Raw genomic sequence first — 20654 nt, 5'->3', positions numbered from 1 at the left:
ACCCCCGGCCCGCCTCCGCCGACGGCTACCCTGCTGAGGTGAGCAGCGAGCAGACCTCCGTACCGGACACCGCCGAAGTCCAGGGCACCGGCCCCCGTCCCCGTCGGCTGACCTACGCCGCCGCGCTGGCCGGCCTGGAGGGCGTCGCGCTGTTCGTCGGCGGCCTCTGGGTCCTCGTGCTCGGCATCACCGGCGCCCCCGACGGCCGGCAGCAGGCCGTGACGCTGGGTATCACCCTCGCCGTACTCGCCCTGCTCCCGCTGCTCGCCGCCCGCGGCCTGCTGCTGCGCCGCGGCTGGAGCCGGGGCCCCGCCGTGATCACCCAGCTGATGGCCCTCCCGGTGGGGCTGAACATGCTCAAGTCCGGCGGCATCGCCGTGCCGGTCGGTATCGTGCTCGCCGTCGTGGCCGTCGCGGCGCTCGTGCTGCTCGTCAACCGCGAGACGACCCAGGCCCTGAACATCAAGGGCCCGGGCCGCGCCGAGTAGGGCAGGCGCGCCACCACCGCTCCCACGCGCTTCCGCTTCCGCGCGCTACTCCTCCACCAGCAGCTTCTCCCGCAGCTGCGCCAGCGTGCGCGCCAGCAGCCGGGAGACGTGCATCTGGGAGATGCCGACCTCCTGCGCGATCTGCGACTGCGTCATGTTCCCGAAGAACCGCAGCAACAGGATGCGCTTCTCCCGCGGGGGCAGATCCTCCAGCAGCGGCTTGAGCGACTCCCGGTACTCCACCCCCTCCAGCGCCTCGTCCTCCGCGCCGAGCGTGTCGGCGACCGCGGGGGACTCGTCGTCGGTGTCGGGGACGTCCAGGGACAGCGTGGAGTACGCGTTCGCCGACTCCAGGCCCTCCAGGACCTCCTCCTCGGAGATCGCGAGCTTCTCCGCCAGTTCGTGCACCGTCGGCGAGCGGCCGTGCAGCTGGGACAGCTCCGCCGTCGCGGTGGTCAGCGCGAGCCGCAGCTCCTGGAGGCGGCGCGGCACCCGGACCGCCCAGCCCTTGTCCCGGAAGTGCCGCTTGATCTCGCCGACCACGGTCGGCGTGGCGTACGTGGAGAACTCCACGCCGCGCTCCGGGTCGAACCGGTCCACGGACTTGATCAGACCGATCGTGGCGACCTGGGTGAGGTCGTCCAGCGGCTCGCCGCGGTTGCGGAACCGGCGCGCCAGGTGCTCCACGAGCGGCAGATGCATACGGACCAGCTGGTTGCGCAGCTCCGCGTACTCCGCGCTGCCCGTGTCGAGCCCGCGCAGTTCGACGAACTTCGCACGGGCGCCGCTGCGGTCGTGCGGGTCGTGCGGTGCGGCCTCCGCGCTCAGCGCGTCGTCGTCCGCGTATCGCTCGTGCTCGCTCATCGTCCCGCCCGTAGCCCTTCCCCGAGCCCTCGCCCCCGCGCGGCCGGCGGGAGCGGCCCCGCCGCGCGCCTCGGTCGAGGAGTCGGGGCCCGCGCCCGCATCGCCGGGCCCTGCGGAGTGGTCCTCCGGGTGTGGCCTGGCCTGCTCGGGGATGCCGTCGATGCCGTCCGCCATGCGCCGGGAACCGTCGCGGGGGCTCTCCCCGGAGGTCTCCGCCGCACTCGACCAGGGGGCACCCCCGTCCCCGGTCGGCAGCTCACGCGTGCCGCGCTCTTCGTCCCGCACCGGACCGTCCCCGTTCTCCCTCACGCCGGCCCGGGACCCGCGCCGCGCTGTTTGTAGAGGCTGATGGACACCGTCTTGTCCTCGTCGACGGCGGACGAGACCTTCCCCGCGAGGGCCGACAGCACGGTCCAGGCGAAGGTGTCCCGCGAGGGGGCGTGGCCGTCCGTGGTCGGGGCCGACACGGTGACCTCCAGCGAGTCGTCGACGAGCCGGAAGACACAGCTGAGCACCGAGCCAGGCACGGCCTGCTGGAGCAGGATCGCGCAAGCCTCGTCCACGGCGATGCGCAGATCCTCGATCTCGTCCAGGGTGAAGTCCAAGCGGGCCGCCAGACCGGCCGTGGCCGTCCGCAGCACCGACAGGTAGGCACCCGCGGCCGGCAGCCGGACCTCCACGAAATCCTGGTTCGCCGCGGGTTCGCCTGCGATCTGGGACACCCTCACCTCCATGGTGGTACAAGCTTTACAGGGGCCGAGGGTCGCCCCCCGGGGCTAACGCGTAGGTGGTTCAAGCGGTGACGCTATCGCGCGCCGAATGTTTCCGTCCCCGGGACCCCGACCCCCTGGCGTCACTCACAGTAAAGCTGTGGATACGCTCCGTGTCTAGGGGGTGTGCGGCCCCAAATCGGAAGAGCGCGCGCCGGGTTGACGTACCCAGACGTCAGACGCCCGAACCGTCGTGCGCACGCCGCCGCATGCAGTGTCACACGACACAGTGCCCGAACGAGAAGATGATCAACGATCGGACCCGGGAACCGCTCAGACGAGGACGTGGTCCACGAAGCACCACCGCCAGTCCTCGCCCGGTTCGAACGTCCGCATCACCGGATGCCCGGTCTGCTCGTGATGCCCGGTGGCGTGCCGGCCCGGTGAGGAGTCGCAGCAGCCGACATGGCCACAGGTCAGGCAGAGCCGCAGCTGCACCGGGTGCGTCCCGCTCGCCAGGCACTCGGGGCAGGTCGCGGAGCGCGGCTCGGGTTCCGGTCGCGGCAGCGCGTCGGCGTGCGTGCACTGTTTCATGATTGCCAGATTACGACGGGTGTGCGGGTGGCCGCGCGGAAAACGAGGGTGGGCGAGAAGCATGGACGTGATGCCCCTGCTGTTGCTGGTCGCGGGCAGTGCCGCGGTCGCCGGGATCGCCCGACGCACCCCGGTGCCCGCGCCGCTGCTGCTGGTCGCGGCGGGCCTGGTGGTGTCGTACGTCCCCGGCATCCCCGACTACACGCTCGAACCCGAGGTCGTGCTGCCCCTGGTGCTGCCCCCGCTGCTCTACAAGGAGGGCACCGAGAGCTCCTACCTGGACCTGCGGGCCCAGATGCGCCCGGTGGGGCTGCTGTCCGTCGGCTACGTGCTCTTCGCGACCTTCGTCGTCGGCTGGGCCGCCTATCTCCTCGTACCCGGGCTGCCGCTGCCCGCCGCGCTGGTGCTCGGCGCGGTCGTGGCGCCGACGGACGCGGTCGCGGCCGCGGCGATCGCCCGCCGGGTCGGGCTGCCGTCCAGGATCACCACGATCCTCCAGGGCGAGTCCCTGCTGAACGACGCCACCGCGATCACCGCCTACAAGGTCGCCGTCGCCGCCGCCGTCGGCGCGGGCTCCACCTGGGCCGGCGGCATCGAGGAGTTCCTGCGCGCGGCGGTCGGCGGCGTCGTCGTCGGCCTGGTGCTCATGGTGCCGATCCACTGGCTGCGCACCCGGCTGACCGAGGCGCTGCTGCAGAACACCCTCTCCCTGCTGATCCCGTTCGTCGCCTACGGGGTCGCCGAGCAGGTGCACGCCTCCGGGGTGCTCGCCGTCGTCGTGGTCGCCGTCTACCTCGGGCACCGCGCCTGGGAGGTCGACTTCGCGACACGGCTCCAGGAGGAGGCGGTGTGGAAGATGGTCGCCTTCGTGCTGGAGTCGGCCGTGTTCGCGCTGATCGGCCTCCAGCTGCCGCCCATCCTCAAGGGCCTCGCGGCCTACCACGGGGCCGACGCGGCCTGGTACGCGATCGCCGTCTTCCTGGTCGTCGTGGCCGCCCGGTTCGTCTGGACGTTCCCGGCGACCTTCCTGCCGCGCGTCCTGTCCCGGCGCGTCCGGGAGCGCGAGGAGAACCCCACCTGGCGGGCGCCGGTCGTGGTCTCCTGGGCGGCGATGCGGGGCGTGGTGTCCCTGGCCATCGCCTTCTCCATCCCGGAGACGGTACGGGGCGGCGCGCCCTTCCCGCAGCGCAACCTGATCCTCTTCCTGACCTTCACCACGGTCATCGGCACCCTGGTCGTCCAGGGCCTCACCCTCGCCCCGCTGATCCGCCTGATGAAGTTCCCGGGCCGCGACCGCCAGGCCGAGACCCTGGCCGAGGCCAACGCCCAGGCGCAGGCGTCCCTGGCCGCCGAACGCCGCCTGGAAGAACTCCTCGCCGACGAGCGCAACGCGCTGCCGCCGCCGCTCGCCGACCGCCTCCACGACGTCCTGGAGCGCCGCCGCAACGCCGTCTGGGAGCGCCTCGGCCAGGCGAACCCCGTCACCGGTGAGTCCGTGGACGACACCTACCGCCGGCTGTCCCGTGCCATGATCAGCGCCGAGCGCCAGGTCTTCGTACGGCTGCGCGACCACCGCTACATCGACGACGAGATGCTGCGCGCGCTGCTGCGGCACCTGGACCTGGAGGAGGCGGCGGCGTACCGGGAGGCGGCGTAGCCCGCCGCGTGGCTAGGACTCGGGGAACGGCCGGCCGGTGACGACGGCCGCCAGCGTCGTGCCGCGCGGGAAGGCGCCCTCCTCGGCGAGGGCGACGAGTCCGTAGAGCAACTTGGCGACATAGAGACGCTCCACGGGCAGTCCGTGCCGCCGCTCGAAGTCCTCGGCGAACGCGTCGAGTTCGGGGGTGGTCCTTGCGTATCCGCCGAAGTGGAAGCGGTCGTCCAGCGACCAGGTACCGGTACGACCGCCGAAGGCACCTTCCTGCAACGCCTCGACGTCGGCCGCCAGGAAGCCGCCCTTGAGGACCGGCACGCCGAGCGCGCGCTGCCCGTCCGCGAGCCCGGCCGCGAGCCCGGCGAGCGTCCCGCCGGTGCCGCAGGCGACCGCGACGACATCGGCGTGCCCGCGCAGTTCCGCCCCGAGCGCCGTACAGCCGCGCACCGCCGCCGTGTTGCTGCCGCCCTCCGGCACGACGTACGCGCCCTCGGCGCCGGCCGCGCGCAGGATCGCCGCCAGCGTCCGCGGCTCGGACGTGCGCCGGTAGGCCGGCCGGTCGACGAAGTGCAGCCGCATCCCGTCGGCCGCGCACCGGGCGAGGGACGGGTTGAGCGGCCGCCCGGCCAGCTCCTCACCGCGCACCACCCCCGTGGTGGCGATGCCCAGCAGCCGTCCGGCGGCCGCGGTGGCGCGCAGGTGGTTGGAGTAGGCCCCGCCGAAGGTGACCAGCGGCCGCCCGCCGGCCGCGGCGATGTTCGGCACGAGCTTGCGCCACTTGTTGCCGATCAGCTCGGGGTGGATCAGATCGTCCCGCTTGAGCACCAGCCGGACCCCGTGCCGGTCGAACCGCTCGTCCCGGAGCTCCCGGAGGGGCGAGGGGAGGCGGGGGGCGAGGGGATCGCTGCTGGTCACGGAGTCATTGTCGCCGACGCCGCGGAGTCGCACCCGAGCGTGGCCCGATAGCGGGCCGAGCACGTCCCGAACGCGTTCCGGGTACGGCCCGAGCACGGCGCCTTTTTCGCGGTCCTCCTTTCTGCCCACTAGTCCGATGATCCATTCCCCCTCTTTCGGGTAATGGCGTGGCAACCGTGCGTGATGGGACGCTCGATGCGAGACCGGCCCGTTGCGACCGGTGCATTACATGGGAGGGCATTTCCACATGTCGGTAGGCGAAGAGCTCCGCACGGATCAGGGCAAGCCGCAGCAGTCCCTCGGGACCGCGGCAGCGCGGAACCTGGCCACCACCACCAAGTCCGTTCCGCAGATGCAGGAGATCAGCTCCCGCTGGCTGCTGCGCACGCTCCCCTGGGTGGACGTCCAGGGCGGCACGTACCGGGTGAACCGCCGGCTGACGTACGCCGTCGGCGACGGCCGCATCACCTTCGTCAAGACCGGGGGCCAGGTCGAGGTCATCCCGGCCGAACTCGGCGAACTCCCGGCCCTGCGGTCGTACGAGGACGAAGAGGTGCTGGCCGAGCTGGCCCGGCGCTGCCGCCAGCGCGACTTCGCCCCCGGCGAGATCATCGCCGACTTCGGCAACCGCAACGACGGGGTGTATCTGCTCGCCCACGGCCGCGTCGAGAAGATCGGCACCGGCCCCTACGGCGACGACTCGGTCCTCGGCGTCCTCGCCGACGGCTCCTACTTCGGTGACCAGGCACTGGTCGACCCGGACGCCATCTGGGAGTACACGGTCCGCGCGGACACCGCCAGCACCGTGCTGATCCTCAGCCGCCAGGACTTCGAGCAGATCTCCGAGCGTTCGGAGTCCCTGCGCAACCACCTGGCCCAGCTGCGCTCCATCCCGGAGCAGCGCACCAACAAGTACGGCGAGAAGGCCGTCGACCTGGCCGCCGGCCACTCCGGCGAGGCCGACATCCCGCACACCTTCGTCGACTACGAGGCCCGGCCCCGCGAGTACGAACTGAGCATCGCCCAGACCGTGCTGCGCGTCCACTCCCGGGTGGCCGACCTGTACAACCAGCCGATGAACCAGACCGAGCAGCAGCTGCGGCTCACGGTCGAGGCGCTGAAGGAGCGCCAGGAGCACGAGCTGATCAACAACCCGGAGTTCGGTCTGCTCAGCAACTGCGAGTACGACCAGCGGATCCAGCCGCACGACGGCGTGCCGAGCCCGGACGACATGGACGAGCTGCTCAGCCGCCGCCGCGGGACCAAGCTGTTCCTCGCCCACCCGCGCGCGATCGCCGCGTTCGGCCGCGAGCTGAACAAGCGCGGTCTGGTGCCGGAGACCATCGACATGGGCGGCAACCGCATCCCGACCTGGCGCGGCGTGCCCCTCTTCCCCTGCGGCAAGATCCCGATCAGCGAGGCGCGCACCACCTCGATCATCGCGATGCGCACCGGCGAGGACGAACAGGGCGTCATCGGTCTGCGGCAGTCCGGTCTCCCGGACGAGATCGAGCCGAGCCTGTCCGTCCGCTTCATGGGGATCAACGAACAGGCGATCATCAAGTACCTGGTCACGGCCTACTACTCGGCCGCCGTCCTGGTGCCCGACGCGCTCGGCGTGCTGGAGAACGTCGAAATCGGCCGGTGGAGGTGACGTTTCCGCACGTCGCGGCCGTGTCCCCGGCCGCCCGGACGGGTACACCCTCGGGGTACGCGTCCGGCCGGGCAGGATCCGCCGAGGCCCGCGGACCTGGCGAGGGGGAGACATGGCCGAGTCCATGACGGAGACCGAACAACGTCCCTCCGGTGTGCCGTACCCCGGCACACCGGAGGGGCGGCGGGGGACCGGTGACACCGGCCCCGGCCCGCACGACGGGCAGGAGGCGCCGGCACTGCTGGAGCGGAGCCGGGCCCTGGTCGACCCGGCGATGCGCGCCGCCGTCGACTCGCTGCCCGCTTCCATGCGCCGGATCGCGCGCTACCACTTCGGCTGGGAGCACGTGGACGGCAGCCCGGCGGCGGGCCACGCGGGCAAGGCGATCCGCCCCGCCCTGGTGCTCGCCGCGGCCACCGCGCTCGGCGGTACGGCGGCCCGGGCGGCCGCCGTACCGGCCGCGGCGGCGGTGGAGCTGGTCCACAACTTCACCTTGCTGCACGACGACGTGATGGACCGGGACCCCACCCGCAGGCACCGGCCCACGGTCTGGACCGTGTTCGGGGACGCCGACGCGATCCTCGCCGGGGACGCGCTCCAGGCGCTCGCGCTGCGGCTGCTCGCCGAGGACCCGCACCCGGCCGCGGGCCCGGCCGCCGCCCGGCTCGCGGACTGCGTGCTGGAGCTGTGCGCCGGCCAGCACGCCGACACCGACCTGGAGCACCGCGCCCCGGACGAGGTCACGCTGGACGAGGTGCTCGCCATGGCCGAGGCGAAGACGGGAGCGCTGCTGGGCTGCGCCTGCGCCCTCGGCGCGCTGTACGCGGGCGCGGGGCCCGAGGAGGTGGCCGCGCTGGACGGCTTCGGCCGTCAGGCGGGGCTCGCCTTCCAGCTGATCGACGACGTCATCGGGATATGGGGTGAGCCGCTGCGGACCGGCAAGCCGGCCGGTGCCGATCTCGCGGCCCGTAAGAAGTCCCTGCCGGTGGTGGCGGCGCTCGTCTCCGGCACCCCGGCGGCGGCCGAACTCGCCGCGCTGTACGGAAAGCCGTACCTCACCGGGGACAGCGAGGGCATAGCGCGGATCGCGCTGGCCGTGGAGCGGGCCGGCGGCCGGGACTGGGCGCAGGCGGAGGCGGCCGACCGGATGGCCCGCGCGATGCAGGAGCTGGCCCGGGCGATCCCGGACCCGGAGGCGGCGGGCGGGCTGCTCGCCCTCGCCGAGTTCGTGACCCGGCGCAGCAGCTGAGCGCCGCGGTCCGTGCCGCCGGTCCGTCCGGCGGCCCCCAGGACCCGGAGTCCCCGGGCCCGTGCGGCTCCTGACCCCGCACGGTGCCCCGGGGGCTCCGGTCGGCCGGGTCCCGTGAATCCCCACAGTTCACGGGGCCCGCCGTCTACCGTGGAGCCATGCCGAAACCGTCCCGCGTCGTCCACATCACCGAGCGCTCCCTGTGGGAGGCCGCGCGCGAGCGGGGCACCTACGAGGTGTCGACCCGGGGCCGCACCCTCGACCAGGTGGGCTTCATCCACTTCTCCTCCCGCGAGCAGCTCCCGGCCGTCGCCGCGTTCCTGTACGGCGCGTACGAAGGCCCGGACGAACTGGTGGTCCTGGTGGTGGACCCGGCGCTCTTGGACGCGCCGCTCAGGTACGAGCCGGTGAAGGAGGGCGGGGAGGAATTCCCGCACCTCTACGGCCCGTTGCCGGTGAGCGCCGTCGTGGAGGTGGAGCCTTGGCGCTGAAGTGCCGCGTGCCGTAGGGGAGTTCAGGCCGACGGGCGCTGGGAGCAGCGCAGCAGGTTGCCCGCCGGGTCGCGGAAGGCGCAGTCGCGGACGCCCCACGGCTGGTCGGTCGGCTCCTGGAGGACGTCGGCGCCGGACGCGCGCAGCCGCTCCCACAGCGCGTCGCAGTCGTCGGTGGCCAGGATGACCCCGCGCAGCATGCCCTTGGCGAGCAGTTCGGCCAGCGCCTGCCGGTCGGCCGGGGACGCGTCCGGGCTGGCCCCCGGCGGCTCCAGCACGATCTCCACGTCCGGCTGGTGCGGCGAGCCCACGGTCACCCATCGCATCCCCTCGAAGGCCACGTCGTTGCGGACCTCCAGACCGAGGATGTCGCGGTAGAAGGCGAGGGCCTTGTCGTGGTCGTCCACGGCGATGAAGCACTGTGCGAGTCGTACGTCCATGCGTTCACGCTAAGCCGGTCGGGGCCCCGGCGCGCGCGGCTCCGGGGAACGGCCCGGGAAGATCAACAGGGGCGGCGGCGGGGCCGGGTGAAGGTGCGGGCCACACAGGAGGGGATCACCGCGGCCGGTTCGTGCGAGGCGGCGCGATAGGCGCTCGGGGTCCGGCCGACCAGCTCGGTGAAACGGGAGCTGAAGGACCCCAGGGACGTACACCCCACGGCCAGGCAGACCTCGGTCACCGTGAGGTCGCCCCGGCGCAGCAGCGCCTTGGCCCGCTCGATGCGGCGGGTCATGAGATAGCTGTACGGCGTCTCCCCGAACGCCTTGCGGAAGCTGCGCTGGAAATGGCCCGGGGACATCAGGGCGCCGCGCGCCAGCTCGCTCATGTCGAGCGGCTCGGCGTACTCCCGGTCCATCCGGTCCCGTACCCGCCGCAGCCGCCGCAGATCCTCCAGACTCACGCCCACCAGCTTGGCACAGCCCGCCGACAGCGAACCCGGACCAGCCGCCGGCCCCGGCCTCCGCACCCCTTCTCCTCCCGCGCATTCCTGGGCCTTCGCTCCCAGTTCGCGCGGAATTGGCCAGGTCTTGGTTGGCTGGAGTCATGGACCACATCACGTTGCTCGTGGCGGTCGTCATCGTGACGGCGCTGGCGTTCGACTTCACGAACGGGTTCCATGACACCGCCAACGCGATGGCCACCTCCATCGCCACCGGCGCGCTCCGGCCCAGAATCGCGGTCCTGATCAGCGGTGTTCTCAATATCGCGGGCGCTTTCCTGTCCACCGAGGTGGCCCGGACGATCTCCGGGGGCATCGTGGACGACGCGGTGGTCACCCCCGCGATGATCTTCGCCGGGCTGGTCGGGGCGATCCTGTGGAATCTGGCGACCTGGCTCGCCGGGCTGCCCTCCAGTTCCTCGCACGCCCTGTTCGGCGGGCTGATCGGCGCGGTCTGGGTCGGCGCGGGGTCCAAGGGGGTGCACTTCGACCAGGTCCTCGACAAGGTGCTGCTGCCCGCCCTCGTCTCCCCGGTGGTGGCCGGCGCGGCCGCCTGCGCCGCCACCTACCTCGCCTATCTGCTCTCCGCCCGCGCCCGCCAGGACCGGGTGACCAAGGGTTTCCGGTTCGGCCAGATAGCCTCCGCCTCCCTGGTCTCCCTCGCGCACGGCACCAACGACGCGCAGAAGACCATGGGCGTGATCACGCTGACCCTGATCTCCGCGGGCGCGCTCGGCCATGACGCCGGACCGCCGGTCTGGGTGATCGGCTCCGCCGGCCTCGCGATCGGCCTCGGCACCTATCTGGGCGGCTGGCGGATCATCCGCACCATGGGCAAGGGACTGACGGAGATCCAGTCGCCGCAGGGCTTCGCCGCCGAGACGGCCTCCACCGCGGTGATCCTCACCTCCGCCCACCTCGGCTTCGCCCTGTCCACCACCCAGGTCGCCTCCGGCAGCATCCTCGGCGCGGGCCTCGGCCGCCGGCTCGCGGAGGTCCGCTGGGGCGTGGCCGGGCGGATGGCGCTGGCCTGGCTGATCACCCTGCCGTTCGCCGCGCTGGTCGGCGGGCTCGCGGCGAGCGTGGTCAAGCACGGCGGCACCATCGGCACCGTCGTCGTCGCCCTGGTGGCGCTGGCGCTCGCCCTCGGCGTCGTCGCCGTCTCCCGGCGCAACCCGGTGCACGCCGACAACGTCAACGACCACCACGAGGTCACCGTCCGCTCCCAGACCCCCACCGACATCGGCTCGGCCGTCTGAACCCCGGGAGTCCGCCATGCACATCGACTGGTCCGCCCTCGCCCGGGTCGCCGCGGTCAGCCTCGGCGTCACCGTCGCCGTGGTCGTCGTCTTCACCCTCGGCGTCCTCGGCCTCTCCCGCGCCGCCGACCGCCGCGCCGGCCCCGCCGCCACCCTGGCCCGCGCCCAGGCGGGACTGTGCTTCCTGGCCTGCGCGGTGGTGGTGGGGTACGGCATCTACCTGATCGTGCCCCAGCTGCACTGACCGCCGCGCGCTAGCCGCCGGTCCCGCACGGAGGGTCGTACGGCCTGCCCGGCAGGTACTGCCGCCACTGCTTCCTGCTGATCGGGTCGCCGACCGAGTCGCACAGGTCGGAGACGAGGGGCGCGGCGGTGATGCTCCACAGATCGACCCCGCCCGAGTCGGAGCCGCGCACCACGGCGAGCCGCTGCCCGTCGGGGCTGAAGAGGACCGAGTACAGCTCGCCCGGGGCGTCTGAGGCCAGGTACGACTCCCGGTCGGGGTTCGCGGGGTCGCGCACGTCCCAGATCTCGGGGCGGGAGCCGTCGTCGTCGCCCGCGGTGATGACGGTCGAGATCAGCGCGAGCCGGGTGCCGTCCGGGCTGAACGACAGGGGGCTGCCGTACTGCCCGATCTGCGCGGTGGCGACCGGTCTGCCCGTGAGGCGGTCGTGGGCGAGGGGCCACAGGGCCAGGGTGCCGTCGTTCAGAGAGAGCGCGAGCAGCTTGCCGTCGGGCCGGAAGGCCAGGTCCATCGAGCTGGTGCCGGTGGGCAGCCGGTGCGTCCACAGCCTGGTCGGCCGGGCCGGGTCGGTGACGTCCCAGCTGTCCAGCCGGGACCAGGCGGTCCTGCCGGTCGTCTTGTCGGGCATGGCCCAGTCGGGGGCGAGCAGCGTCCTGCCGTCGGGGGAGAACGCCAATTCGAGGGAGCCCGACGCGATCGTGCCGACCTGCCGGGGGTGCCGTGGGTCCTTGATGTCGAAGAGCCGGACGACGGGCGGCACTTTGTTCCTGGCCACGTAGCCGTTCGCGTCGGAGATCGCGAGCAACGGCTCGGTGGGGCTGAAGGCGATCGCCTGGACGCCGTCGTGCAGCTCGTCGCCGATGGTGCCGAGCAGCGGGGCGTCCGGGCGGGTGGTGTCCCGCAGCCGTACGCCGACGTACTGCGTCCTGCCCTTCTTGTACACCTCGACATCGGCGAGCAGCTTCCCGTCGGGGCTCAGCGCGATGTCCGCGCCGGTGAACATGTCGGGGGCCCGGGTGACGGCCAGGAGACGGCGTCTGTCCAGGTGGGTCACGTCGACCAGGTAGTTGGCCCCGGCGCCCTCCCAGGCGAGCAGCTGCCTGCGGCCGGACCTGCGGAAGTCCAGCCGGCTCCCGGTTCCGGTCCTCAGCGGCAGTGTCGCGTCGGCGCCCGGCTGCATGGCATTGGACAGGTACCAGACGAGCACGCCGTGGTCGGTGGTCAGCATCAGCCGGCGGCTCTTGCCGGGATCGAACAGGATCGTCCCGGTCGGGCTGAATCCGGTCGGAGTGGCCACCGACGCCCCGGCGACGAGCAGGTGGTTGAGGGAGTCCGCGCTGTAGGCCCAGGCGTGCCACTTGTCGCACGTGCCGACGATCTGGTCGCGGACCGGGCTGAAGGCCAGGGACGTCAGGGCGCCGATGCAGTTCGACGCCTCGTATTCGCCCTCTCCCTCCCGGCGGATGCGCTGGGGGCGGCGGGGGTCGTCGAGGCGCCACAGCCCGAGGCCGTACTCGTTCTTGACCGCCATCGGCGCCGCCAGCAGCCGCCCGGTCCGGTCGAACGCCACCCGGTGCAGGGCGCCCGGGGCGGACGTCGTGTACGGCGCGCCGCTCAGTGTGGTCACCCGCTCCGGACGCGCCGCGTCGGCCACCTTCCACACCGCGATCCGGCCGTCCACGCTCATCGCGGCCAGCAGGTCCCGGCGCGGGGAGGCGGCGAGCGAGTCGATCTTCCCGGACCGGTCGTCCAGCGCCGGCAGCGCGGTGGGCGCCCCCGGGCCGCCGAGGTGCCAGCGCAGGATCCGCCCGTCCCCGGCGCCGCCGTACAGCACCTCGCCGTCGGCACCGAACACGAGCGCGCGGACCGGGCCGCCCGTCTTCAGGGCCGCCGTCGGCCGGGGCTTCGCCGGGTGCGTGAGGTCCCACAGCCGTACCGTCGCGGGCCCCGAGCCCTGGTCCGGGTAGGTGACGGCGGCCAGGGTCCGGCCGTCCCTGCTGACGGCGACGGAACCGGCCGAGGGTGCCGTGACCCGCGCCGGGCCGTCCTTGGTGCGCAGCACGAGCGTGTCGCCGGACGAGATCGCGAGCGTCCTGCCGTCCGCGCTGGTGGCGAGGTCGGTCGCGGGCTGTCCGCCGTTGATCAGACCGGGGGCCCGCCGGCTGTTCAGCAGGGCGGCGCGGCCGGCGTCCTTGTTCATCTCGAACGACATCAGGCTGAGCTGTTTCGCCAGGCCCGGCTGGGTGGTGCGCAGGTTCTCGGCCTCGGCCGCGAGATAGCGGGCGAGGTCGCGCCGGTGCGCCTGCTCGGCCTGCCGCTGGAAGACCAGCGAGCCGATCAGCCCGGTGGTGGCGAGCAGGAGGAGCGTGGTGAGCACGGCGACGGCGGCCCGGCGGCGGCGGACACCCTTCTGTTCCTGGCGGATCGACGCGTCCCTGAACGCGGTGGGCAGCGGGTCAAGGTCCCGGCCGCCCTCGGCGGCGCTCCCCGGACGGTCGCGCAGGGCGGACAGCCGGCTGCCCCGGTAGAGCAGGGCGGGGTCCCGCCCGGAACGGTCCCAGGCGGTGGCGTCGTCGGTGAGCCGCTGGCGCAGCCGCAGCCAGGCGCGGTCCGCGTCCACCCAGCCCTTGAGCGGGGCCCAGGCGCGGATCAGCGCCTCATGGCTGAGCCGGGTGGTGTCCTGCTCATGGGTGAGCAGGCGGGCGGCGGTGAGCCGCTCGATCACCCGCCGCGCCGGTTGTGCGGGCAGCCCGTGCACCAGGGCGGTACGGTCCACCGGCCGGGCCGTGTCGGGGGAGTCGCCCTCGCCGACCCGGACCAGCCGGGTGAGCAGCCGCTGAAGGACGGTCCGGCCCTCGGCGTCGAGGTGGTCGTGGATCTCCTGGGCGGTGCGCGCGAGGGCCTCGGAGATGCCCCCGGTGGCGCGGTAGCCGGCGAAGGTCAGGCGGGTGCCCTCGCATCTGCGCCAGGTCTCGAACAGGGCGTGGGACAACAGGGGCAGGGCACCGGCGGCGGGCCCCTCGCCGCTCAGCGCGCCGAACTCGTGCAGGATCAACTCGGCGAGGCCGTCGTCCAGCCGAAGGCCGTTGCGGGCGGCCGGTTCCTCGATCGCGGCCCGCAGTTCGGCGGTGGTCATCGGCTCGACCAGGACGGCACGGTCGCGCAGGGTGGAGAGCAGTTCGGGCTCGGCGGCGGCCCGGCCGTAGAAGTCCGCGCGCAGGGCGAGGACGACCAGCGCGCGGGCGGCGAGGGCGTTCAGCACCCGCAGGAACGCGCTCCGTTCGGTGTCGTCGCCGCAGAGCGTGAACAGCTCCTCCAACTGGTCGACCAGCAGCACCGGTCGCCGCCCGTCCCGCGCGCCGGGCAACCGGTCGAGCAGTTCGGCGGCGGCCCGCTCGGGGTCCGTGCGCAGCGCCCCGAGATCGTCCGGCGGTACGGCGTACCGCTCCGCGAGCCGGCGCAGAGGGGCGGCACCGGGAGTCATCCGCACCACGGGCCGGCCGGCCGAACCCGGCAGCGCCCCGTCCCGGAGCCGGCGCAGGAGACCGGCGTTGAGCAGCGAGGTCTTGCCGGACCCGGAGGCGCCGACGAGTATCCGGGGGCCGCGCGCACCAGGCCCCGCTCCCTCCGCTCCCGGCGTCCTGGCCGGGGGTCCGGCTTCCTCCGCTCCGGGCGGCTCCGTCGGGGGCCCGGTCTCCTCAGCCCCCGGGCCCTCCGTCTCCGGTGCCCCGGTCTCCTCGTGGAGCGCGTCGAGCAGGCGATCGACCATCCGCTCCCGCCCGTGGAACAGCCGCGCGTCGTCCGGGGTGAACGGGAACAGGCCGAGGTAGGGGGAGCGGCCCGGGGCGGGCGCGGCCGGTTCCTCCGGGTCCGCCTCGGGCACGGCCACCGCCGGGTTGGGCGCGAGGACCAGGTTGCCGGACAGGCCCTCGGCCTGCCGTCGCGGCAAGGGGAGTTGGCGCTCGCGCAGGGTGCGGAAGACCGCGTCGTACACGGAGTCCAGGGTCATCGGGTGCGGCCCGCGCGGATCGCCGTCGTTCAGTACGTCGATGAGCGCGCCGGTGAACGTGGTGCGCTCGGACTCCGGTGGGGCGAGGGCGAGTTGCTCGGCGGAGCCGATGAAGTACAGGCCCGGTGTGGACTCGGTGCTGAACGCCGGTACGGACCCGCCGTGGCCGAGCCTCGGGCGGCCGGAGAAGCAGCAGTCGAGGAGCAGGACGACGGACGCGGCGCGGCTCGCGGTGAGGGCCTGGCGCAACGCGGCGAAGGAGAGGGCCTGGTGGGCGGCGAGGCCCGGGGTGAGCCGGTCGGTGGCGCGGGCCGCGAGGTACAACTCGCCGTCCGCGTCAAGCAGTCCGTGCCCGACGAAGTGGACGAGCAGGACACCGTCCGCCCGCTGTGCCTCCTCGGCGACCGCCTGGGCCATGAACCGGGCGTCGGGCGGGTCGAGTTCGGCTCTGATCCGCTCGGGCGGCACCGCGCAGCGTTCGGTCAGGGCGGCACGCAGGGCGCGGTGGGTGGGGGCGACGGAGGGCATGGAGGGCAGGGCGGGGCCGTCGTGCTCGGCGGTCGCGAGAAGAAGGACGCGGACGCCGGCGCCGGTCAGGTCACTCATGCCGGCCCGCCGCGCCCCGGCCCCGCGTCCCCGCCCTGGCCGCCCGGGTCCGGCGCCGCGCCCCCGCCCCGAACGCCCGGGTCCGGCGCCGCGTTCCTGTCCCTGCCGCCCGGTTCCAGAGCCCCGTTGCTGTCCCTGCCGCTCGATTCCAGCCCCGTGCCCCCGTCCCGGTTCGGTTCGGTGCCCCCTCCCCGTTCAGCAGGGCGGCGAGGTCGGCGGTCTGCTGCCGTAGCGCGGCGGCGTCCAGACCGGCCACGCGCCTGGCGGTCAGCTCCAGCGAGCGGCCGTCCTCCAGGGTCACCTTCATCCGCACCTCACCGCGCCGGCCGCGCAGCCATGCGATGACCCCGGTGGCCAGCGCGGTCGCCGCGCCCCCGGGTCCGAGTGCCACCACGACCGCGTCCACCACCGGTCCGAGCGCCCCGGGGTCCGGCGGCCGCTCCCGCAGCCCGAGCCGGCCGCGCAGCGACTGATCGTCGCGCAGCCACCCGTGTAAGGAACGGAGCAGGTCCGCCGCTTCGGGACCCTCCGCGTCCAGCCGTACGTCCATGACGCCCCCGTCAGTCCGCCTGGTCACGCTTGCCGTGCCGGGAGGCTAGCAACGGTTCGGGAGGGATGAACAGGGCGCGGAGCGGGGGGAGCGCGCCCTCGACCCCCCTTCCCCTGCTGACCCAGCCCGCCGAGGACCGCTGGACCCCGCATCACCTCAGCGTGCCGGTCCTGTCCCGGATCACGAAGGTCCCGGTCGGCACCGTCATGCTCGACCACGCGGGGCACTACCCGCTGGAGGAGCCCGGCCTGCGGCAGATGCAGGACGCCATCGCGGACTTCGTCACGAAGTGCGCGGCCTGAGCGCCCCCGTGCGGGCGGGCACGGACGCGGGCGGGCCGGCGTACGAACGGCCAGGCGGGCGAACGGCCGGCCGCGCGAACGGTCAGGCGGAGCGCAGCAGTTCGCGCAGCTCCGCGACGTCGATGACGTACGACCGCATCGGGAACACCTTCTCCAGCAGCACCCGGTGGACCTCCTGGTCCCGGTCGGCGACACCGTCGGACAGCACGATGACGCGGTAGTCGCGGTCGGCCGCGTCGGTCAGCGTCGACAGCACGACCCCGCTGGTGCTGATGCCGGAGAGGACCAGCGTGTCGATGCCGCGCTCGCGCAGCCGCTCGTAGAGGTCGGTCGTGGACGCCGCGCCGATCCGGACCTTGCGTACGAGGATGTCGCCGTCCTCGGGCGCGATCCGCGCGTCGACCTGGGTGTCCGGGTCCTCGTGATGGTTGCGCCTGGCCGCGGCGAGCGGGCTGAAGGACTTGTTGGTCTCCGGGATCGCGGCCCAGTCGTCCTCGGTGAAGGCGACCCGGACGTAGCCGATGGTGCCGCCGGCGGCGCGGACGTCGGCGATGGCGCCCCTGACCCGCTCGACCAGGGCGTCCGGGTCCGCTACGAGCGGCAGGATGCCGCCCTGGAGGTCCATCGCCAGCAGGGCGGTGCGCGCGGGGTCGAGGGCGGGCAGGGCGGCGGGGCTGGTCATGCGGTGGTTCTCCTCGCGGATCTCAGGGGGTGTGCGGGTGGATCTCGGCCCCGGCAAGACGCTCCAGCAGCTCGACGGCCTTCTCCAGGTCCTCGCGCTCCTCCGGCCGCACGACCTGCGTGATCGCCCGGGCCAGGAACGACGCGCGCCCCGCGAGCAGCCGCTCGATCAGCGCGCCGGCCGAGGGATCGGCGCTGATCAGCTTGCGGCGGCCGTCCCGCGGGTCGGGGGCGCCGTGCACCAGCCCGGCGGCCTTCAGGACCGCGAGGCTCTGGGCGATGGCCTGGGGCGTGACGTGCTCCAGCACGGCGAGCCGGGCCGCGGTGACCGGGCCCTCGCGCACCACCTCGGCCAGGACGGCGAGCTGGGTGGCGGTCAGCCCCGTCGCGTGCTGCCCCGACTCCGCGCGCAGCCGCGCCCGCAGGCGCTTCATCGCGTGGTTGAGCCGCTGCGCGGTGTCGGAGGGGGAGGACGGGGACGAGGGCGGAGCCGGGGACGGCGACGTGGGCGGGGGAGCGGGAGGGGAGCCGGGGGTCACGCCCTCACCGTAGAATTCATCAAGCAACTTTGCCAAGTTGCTTGATGAATTCTTGGCCGAGGGTCCCCGTCGGTCGTCAAGGCGTCCGGGCGGTCACCAGGTGACGGGCAGCTCGTACACCCCGTAGACCGCCATGTCCTCCCGGAACGGGATCTCCGCCAGCGGCCGCTCCAGGCGCAAGCCCGGGAACCGGCGCAGCAACGCCGGGTAGGCGACCTGGAGTTCCATCCGGGCGAGGTTCTGGCCGAGGCACTGGTGGGGGCCGGTGCCGAAGGCGATGTGCCGGCGGGCGGCCCGGTCGACGTCCAGCCGGTCGGGGTCCTCGAAGACCCCGGGGTCGCGGTTGGCGAGATCGGTGGCGAAGACGACGCCCTCGCCCGCGCGGATCACCTGGCCGCCGACCTCCACGTCCGCGACCGCGACCCGGCGCCGCCCCAGATGCACGATGGTCAGGTACCGCAGCAGCTCCTCGACGGCGTTCACCACCCGGCGCGGCTCGCCGTCGCGCACGGCCGCGAGCTGCTCGGGGTGCTGGAGCAGCGCGCAGACGCCGAGCGCGATCATGTTGGCCGTCGTCTCGTGCCCGGCCACCAGCAGCAGCCGGGCCTGCTTGGCGCATTCGTCGCGGGTGCTGATCCCGGTGCGCAGGTACTGGACGGCCATCCGGCTGAGCAGGTCGTCGCCGGGGTCCCGCTCCTTGGCCGCCACCAGGTCGCCGAGGTAGTCCACCAGTTCCTGGGAGGCGGCGAGCGCCACCTCGGGGGTGCTGCGGGTGTCGATCATCACCGCGCTGACCCGCTGGAAGAAGGCGTGGTCGGCGTAGGGGACACCGAGCAGTTCGCAGATCACCAGCGACGGCAGCGGCAGCGCGAACGCCCGCACCAGGTCGGCCGGGGGCCCGGCCTGCTCCATCGCGTCCAGCAGCCCGGTGACGATCGCCTCGACGCGCGGGCGCAGCTCGTTGATCCGCTTGACGGTGAAGTCGGCGGTGAAGCGCCGCCGTTGCTCGTTGTGCTCCGGCTCGTCCATGGAGATGAACGTGCGGCTGTGGGCGCGGGTGGCCTGGCTTCCGGCGCTCACGCTCGGGAAGTTGGGCAGCCGGTTGTCCGCGCTGATCCGCTCGTCCCGCAGCAGTGCGACCTGGTCGGCGTGCCGGGTCACCAGCCAGGCGCCGTTGCCGTCCCACAGGGAGATGCGGGCCAGCGGGCCCTCGGCGAGCAGCCGGTGACGCTCGGGCGGGGGGTCGAAGGGGCAGCCGGGGGCGCGGTGGGCGGCGTAGGCGGGGGGTGCGGTCGACGCGGGGGCAGGGGTCGGGGCCGGCGGCGCGGTGGGGGTCTCGGTCATCGTCGTGGACCTCCTCGGTTACTTAACAAAAGTAAGTAAGCTGCTTTCATGTTACTCCGGCTGCCGGGGGAGGCGGAATAGGTGTAGGGGCCAAGTTTTGGTCGGAGGCGCCGGTGCGGGGGCCATGCCGGGGGCCGTACGACATGATCGGTGGATGGAACGACGGGTGGACCCCACGGAGTCCGAGGGGCGGGCGGCCCTGGACGGTCTCTACACCGCGCTCTCGGCGCTCGCGTACACCATGACCGGCAATCGCGCGCACAGCAGGCTGCGCCGGGAGGCCGGGGTCTCGGTGGACCGGGCGTCCCTCGCGGTGCTGCGGGTGCTGGCCGCGTCGCCGGAGCCGCTGCGGATGGGCGAGCTCGCCAAGGCCCTGCTGGTGAACGCCCCGCATGTCACCCGTGAGGTGCGCCGCCTGGAGGACAGCGGCCTGGTCGCCACCACCCGGGAACCGGGGGACCAGCGGGCGCGCCGGGCGCGGGCCACCGGCGAGGGCCGGGAGGCGGTCGCGCGCGCCGAGGCCACGGGGAAGCGGTGGCTCGGCGAGGCGCTGGGGGAGTTCTCGCCGGAGGAGCTGGAGACGGCGGCGGCGGTGATCAACCGGATCGTGGCGGTGCTGCGGCCGTGAGCGTGGCGGCCATGAGTGTGGCGACGTGGGGACGGCCGCGAGGAGGGTGACAGGCTGCTGCGGGGACCCTCCCATCCATGCCCTGCCCATGTAACCGCCCGTATGTCATATTCCACACATAACCCTCTACGGGATTCCGCACATGACCCCCTACGGGAAGGTGTGCCATGAAGGTCGCGGTCATCGGCGGTACCGGTCTGATCGGGTCGCGGGTCGTCGAGCACCTGAACGCCGCCGGGCACGAGGCGGTACCGCACGCGAAGTCCACCGGCGTCGACATCCTCAGGGGTCAGGGACTGGAGGAGGCGATGGCGGGCGCGGAGGTCGCCGTCGACGTGACGAACTCGCCGACCTTCGACGCGGCCTCCCCCGACTTCTTCCGCACCTCTGTGGGGCATCTCCTGGCCGCGGCAGAGAAGGGCGGCGTCGGCCACTTCGTCGTCCTGTCCATCGTCGGTGTGGACCGGGTGCCCGAACTGGACTACTACCGGGCCAAGGTGCTCCAGGAGAACCTCGTCGCGGCCGGCGGCATCCCGTACTCCATCGTCCGGGCCACCCAGTTCATGGAGTTCGTGGACACCATCATGTCCTGGACCTCGGACGCCGACTCCGTCCGGCTGCCCACCACACCGCTCCAGCCCATCGCCGCCGAGGACGTGACCACGGCGGTGTCGGACGTCGCCGTGGGCTCTCCGCTCAACGGCATCCAGAACATCGCCGGCCCCGATGTCTTCCCCCTGGACGAGCTGGGCCGCTACACCCTGTCCCGCAAGGGGGACGGCCGTACGGTCGTCACCGATCCCACGGCCGGGATGTTCGCCGCCGTCGAGGGGGATGCCCTCACGGACCGGCACGCCCTGCTCGCGCCCACGCACTACAGCGACTGGCTCGACCGCCCCACCGCCGAAGCGTCCGGCTGAAGGAGGCAGCGCC

The 20654-nt window shown here is 73.3% G+C and carries 21 protein-coding genes; 10 read left to right on the top strand and 11 right to left on the bottom strand.

Annotation, left to right across the window (positions count from 1 at the left end; genetic code table 11):
- Window positions 1-38 precede the first annotated feature (38 nt).
- Window positions 39-488, top strand: a complete 450-nt coding sequence (locus GHR20_RS12510) for a hypothetical protein (RefSeq protein ID WP_111584862.1) — start codon at window positions 39-41, stop codon at window positions 486-488.
- A gap of 45 nt (window positions 489-533) precedes the next feature.
- On the opposite strand, the gene GHR20_RS12505 is transcribed toward GHR20_RS12510, so the two are convergent.
- From GHR20_RS12505 to GHR20_RS12495, 3 genes are all read right to left on the bottom strand, one after another.
- A complete protein-coding gene (locus GHR20_RS12505; RefSeq protein WP_181516446.1) occupies window positions 534-1637 on the bottom strand; it encodes an RNA polymerase sigma factor SigF in 1104 nt (367 codons plus the stop codon).
- Between the two features lie 20 nt (window positions 1638-1657).
- Window positions 1658-2074, bottom strand: coding sequence for an anti-sigma regulatory factor (locus GHR20_RS12500; RefSeq protein ID WP_009190566.1), 417 nt, complete (start codon window positions 2072-2074; stop codon window positions 1658-1660).
- 321 nt (window positions 2075-2395) lie between these two features.
- Window positions 2396-2656, bottom strand: a complete 261-nt coding sequence (locus GHR20_RS12495) for a UBP-type zinc finger domain-containing protein (RefSeq protein WP_111584747.1) — start codon at window positions 2654-2656, stop codon at window positions 2396-2398.
- Window positions 2657-2717: 61 nt separating this feature from the next.
- Here GHR20_RS12495 and GHR20_RS12490 point away from each other — a divergent pair, with 61 nt between their 5' ends.
- Window positions 2718-4313 carry a Na+/H+ antiporter gene (locus tag GHR20_RS12490; protein ID WP_153813215.1) on the top strand — a complete coding sequence of 532 codons (1596 nt, stop codon included), beginning with the start codon at window positions 2718-2720 and terminating at the stop codon, window positions 4311-4313.
- Window positions 4314-4325: 12 nt separating this feature from the next.
- Here GHR20_RS12490 and GHR20_RS12485 read toward each other — a convergent pair whose 3' ends face one another.
- Window positions 4326-5225 (bottom strand): pyridoxal-phosphate dependent enzyme, encoded by a 900-nt coding sequence (locus GHR20_RS12485; RefSeq protein ID WP_153813214.1) that lies wholly within the window; start codon window positions 5223-5225, stop codon window positions 4326-4328.
- A gap of 247 nt (window positions 5226-5472) precedes the next feature.
- Between GHR20_RS12485 and GHR20_RS12480 the strand changes: the two genes are divergently transcribed.
- The 3 genes from GHR20_RS12480 (at window position 5473) to GHR20_RS12470 (ending at window position 8619) form a co-directional block, all read left to right on the top strand.
- A complete protein-coding gene (locus tag GHR20_RS12480) occupies window positions 5473-6879 on the top strand; it encodes a family 2B encapsulin nanocompartment shell protein (protein WP_148027787.1) in 1407 nt (468 codons plus the stop codon).
- Between the two features lie 112 nt (window positions 6880-6991).
- Window positions 6992-8128, top strand: coding sequence for a family 2 encapsulin nanocompartment cargo protein polyprenyl transferase (locus tag GHR20_RS12475; protein WP_148027786.1), 1137 nt, complete (start codon window positions 6992-6994; stop codon window positions 8126-8128).
- A gap of 158 nt (window positions 8129-8286) precedes the next feature.
- Entirely contained in the window at window positions 8287-8619 is a 333-nt protein-coding gene (locus tag GHR20_RS12470) for a DUF952 domain-containing protein (RefSeq protein WP_153813213.1), read from the top strand.
- Between the two features lie 23 nt (window positions 8620-8642).
- Here GHR20_RS12470 and GHR20_RS12465 read toward each other — a convergent pair whose 3' ends face one another.
- Both GHR20_RS12465 and GHR20_RS12460 read right to left on the bottom strand, forming a co-directional pair.
- On the bottom strand, window positions 8643-9059 hold the full coding sequence (locus GHR20_RS12465) for a VOC family protein (protein WP_153813212.1): 417 nt from the start codon (window positions 9057-9059) through the stop codon (window positions 8643-8645).
- A gap of 62 nt (window positions 9060-9121) precedes the next feature.
- Window positions 9122-9520, bottom strand: coding sequence for a helix-turn-helix transcriptional regulator (locus GHR20_RS12460; RefSeq protein WP_172427631.1), 399 nt, complete (start codon window positions 9518-9520; stop codon window positions 9122-9124).
- A 143-nt stretch (window positions 9521-9663) separates the two neighbouring features.
- Between GHR20_RS12460 and GHR20_RS12455 the strand changes: the two genes are divergently transcribed.
- Together GHR20_RS12455 and GHR20_RS12450 are read left to right on the top strand one after the other, a co-directional pair.
- Complete coding sequence (locus GHR20_RS12455) at window positions 9664-10818, top strand: inorganic phosphate transporter (RefSeq protein WP_111584741.1); 1155 nt, start codon at window positions 9664-9666, stop codon at window positions 10816-10818.
- A gap of 16 nt (window positions 10819-10834) precedes the next feature.
- The gene (locus tag GHR20_RS12450; RefSeq protein WP_111584740.1) at window positions 10835-11062 is read left to right on the top strand and encodes a hypothetical protein; all 228 of its coding nucleotides are present in this window, start codon (window positions 10835-10837) and stop codon (window positions 11060-11062) included.
- Window positions 11063-11072: 10 nt separating this feature from the next.
- On the opposite strand, the gene GHR20_RS12445 is transcribed toward GHR20_RS12450, so the two are convergent.
- Together GHR20_RS12445 and GHR20_RS36770 are read right to left on the bottom strand one after the other, a co-directional pair.
- Entirely contained in the window at window positions 11073-15677 is a 4605-nt protein-coding gene (locus GHR20_RS12445) for a caspase family protein (protein ID WP_153813211.1), read from the bottom strand.
- A complete protein-coding gene (locus GHR20_RS36770) occupies window positions 15670-16254 on the bottom strand; it encodes a hypothetical protein (RefSeq protein ID WP_194858875.1) in 585 nt (194 codons plus the stop codon). Before GHR20_RS36770 ends, GHR20_RS12445 begins: the two co-directional genes overlap by 8 nt.
- A gap of 38 nt (window positions 16255-16292) precedes the next feature.
- Here GHR20_RS36770 and GHR20_RS12435 point away from each other — a divergent pair, with 38 nt between their 5' ends.
- Window positions 16293-16529: a hypothetical protein gene (locus tag GHR20_RS12435; RefSeq protein ID WP_241671011.1), complete on the top strand. Its 237-nt coding sequence runs from the start codon at window positions 16293-16295 to the stop codon at window positions 16527-16529.
- A gap of 82 nt (window positions 16530-16611) precedes the next feature.
- Here GHR20_RS12435 and GHR20_RS12430 read toward each other — a convergent pair whose 3' ends face one another.
- The 3 genes from GHR20_RS12430 to GHR20_RS12420 form a co-directional block, all read right to left on the bottom strand.
- On the bottom strand, window positions 16612-17211 hold the full coding sequence (locus tag GHR20_RS12430; RefSeq protein ID WP_153813210.1) for a cysteine hydrolase: 600 nt from the start codon (window positions 17209-17211) through the stop codon (window positions 16612-16614).
- 22 nt (window positions 17212-17233) lie between these two features.
- Window positions 17234-17644: a MarR family transcriptional regulator gene (locus tag GHR20_RS12425; protein WP_153815951.1), complete on the bottom strand. Its 411-nt coding sequence runs from the start codon at window positions 17642-17644 to the stop codon at window positions 17234-17236.
- Between the two features lie 198 nt (window positions 17645-17842).
- A complete protein-coding gene (locus GHR20_RS12420; RefSeq protein ID WP_153813209.1) occupies window positions 17843-19093 on the bottom strand; it encodes a cytochrome P450 in 1251 nt (416 codons plus the stop codon).
- Window positions 19094-19247: 154 nt separating this feature from the next.
- On the opposite strand from GHR20_RS12420, the gene GHR20_RS12415 reads away from it, so the two are divergent.
- Together GHR20_RS12415 and GHR20_RS12410 are read left to right on the top strand one after the other, a co-directional pair.
- On the top strand, window positions 19248-19721 hold the full coding sequence (locus tag GHR20_RS12415) for a MarR family transcriptional regulator (protein WP_194858874.1): 474 nt from the start codon (window positions 19248-19250) through the stop codon (window positions 19719-19721).
- Window positions 19722-19888: 167 nt separating this feature from the next.
- Window positions 19889-20641 (top strand): SDR family oxidoreductase, encoded by a 753-nt coding sequence (locus tag GHR20_RS12410; protein WP_153813207.1) that lies wholly within the window; start codon window positions 19889-19891, stop codon window positions 20639-20641.
- Window positions 20642-20654 lie beyond the last annotated feature (13 nt).

This window comes from Streptomyces sp. SUK 48 (genome assembly GCF_009650765.1).
In the GTDB taxonomy this organism is placed as follows: Bacteria; Actinomycetota; Actinomycetes; order Streptomycetales; family Streptomycetaceae; genus Streptomyces.
This window is presented reverse-complemented; position numbering and strand designations above follow the sequence as displayed.

What these genes read in the sequence shown, in the direction of transcription:
- GHR20_RS12495 (WP_111584747.1), bottom strand. Translation starts at nt 2,656, where the DNA reads ATGAAACAGTGCACGCACGCCGACGCGCTGCCGCGACCGGAACCCGAG.
- GHR20_RS12490 (WP_153813215.1), top strand. Translation starts at nt 2,718, where the DNA reads ATGGACGTGATGCCCCTGCTGTTGCTGGTCGCGGGCAGTGCCGCGGTC.
- GHR20_RS12480 (WP_148027787.1), top strand. Translation starts at nt 5,473, where the DNA reads ATGTCGGTAGGCGAAGAGCTCCGCACGGATCAGGGCAAGCCGCAGCAG.
- GHR20_RS12475 (WP_148027786.1), top strand. Translation starts at nt 6,992, where the DNA reads ATGGCCGAGTCCATGACGGAGACCGAACAACGTCCCTCCGGTGTGCCG.
- GHR20_RS12470 (WP_153813213.1), top strand. Translation starts at nt 8,287, where the DNA reads ATGCCGAAACCGTCCCGCGTCGTCCACATCACCGAGCGCTCCCTGTGG.
- GHR20_RS12465 (WP_153813212.1), bottom strand. Translation starts at nt 9,059, where the DNA reads ATGGACGTACGACTCGCACAGTGCTTCATCGCCGTGGACGACCACGAC.
- GHR20_RS12455 (WP_111584741.1), top strand. Translation starts at nt 9,664, where the DNA reads ATGGACCACATCACGTTGCTCGTGGCGGTCGTCATCGTGACGGCGCTG.
- GHR20_RS12450 (WP_111584740.1), top strand. Translation starts at nt 10,835, where the DNA reads ATGCACATCGACTGGTCCGCCCTCGCCCGGGTCGCCGCGGTCAGCCTC.
- GHR20_RS12445 (WP_153813211.1), bottom strand. Translation starts at nt 15,677, where the DNA reads ATGAGTGACCTGACCGGCGCCGGCGTCCGCGTCCTTCTTCTCGCGACC.
- GHR20_RS12435 (WP_241671011.1), top strand. Translation starts at nt 16,293, where the DNA reads ATGAACAGGGCGCGGAGCGGGGGGAGCGCGCCCTCGACCCCCCTTCCC.
- GHR20_RS12430 (WP_153813210.1), bottom strand. Translation starts at nt 17,211, where the DNA reads ATGACCAGCCCCGCCGCCCTGCCCGCCCTCGACCCCGCGCGCACCGCC.
- GHR20_RS12425 (WP_153815951.1), bottom strand. Translation starts at nt 17,644, where the DNA reads ATGAAGCGCCTGCGGGCGCGGCTGCGCGCGGAGTCGGGGCAGCACGCG.
- GHR20_RS12420 (WP_153813209.1), bottom strand. Translation starts at nt 19,093, where the DNA reads ATGACCGAGACCCCCACCGCGCCGCCGGCCCCGACCCCTGCCCCCGCG.
- GHR20_RS12415 (WP_194858874.1), top strand. Translation starts at nt 19,248, where the DNA reads ATGGAACGACGGGTGGACCCCACGGAGTCCGAGGGGCGGGCGGCCCTG.
- GHR20_RS12410 (WP_153813207.1), top strand. Translation starts at nt 19,889, where the DNA reads ATGAAGGTCGCGGTCATCGGCGGTACCGGTCTGATCGGGTCGCGGGTC.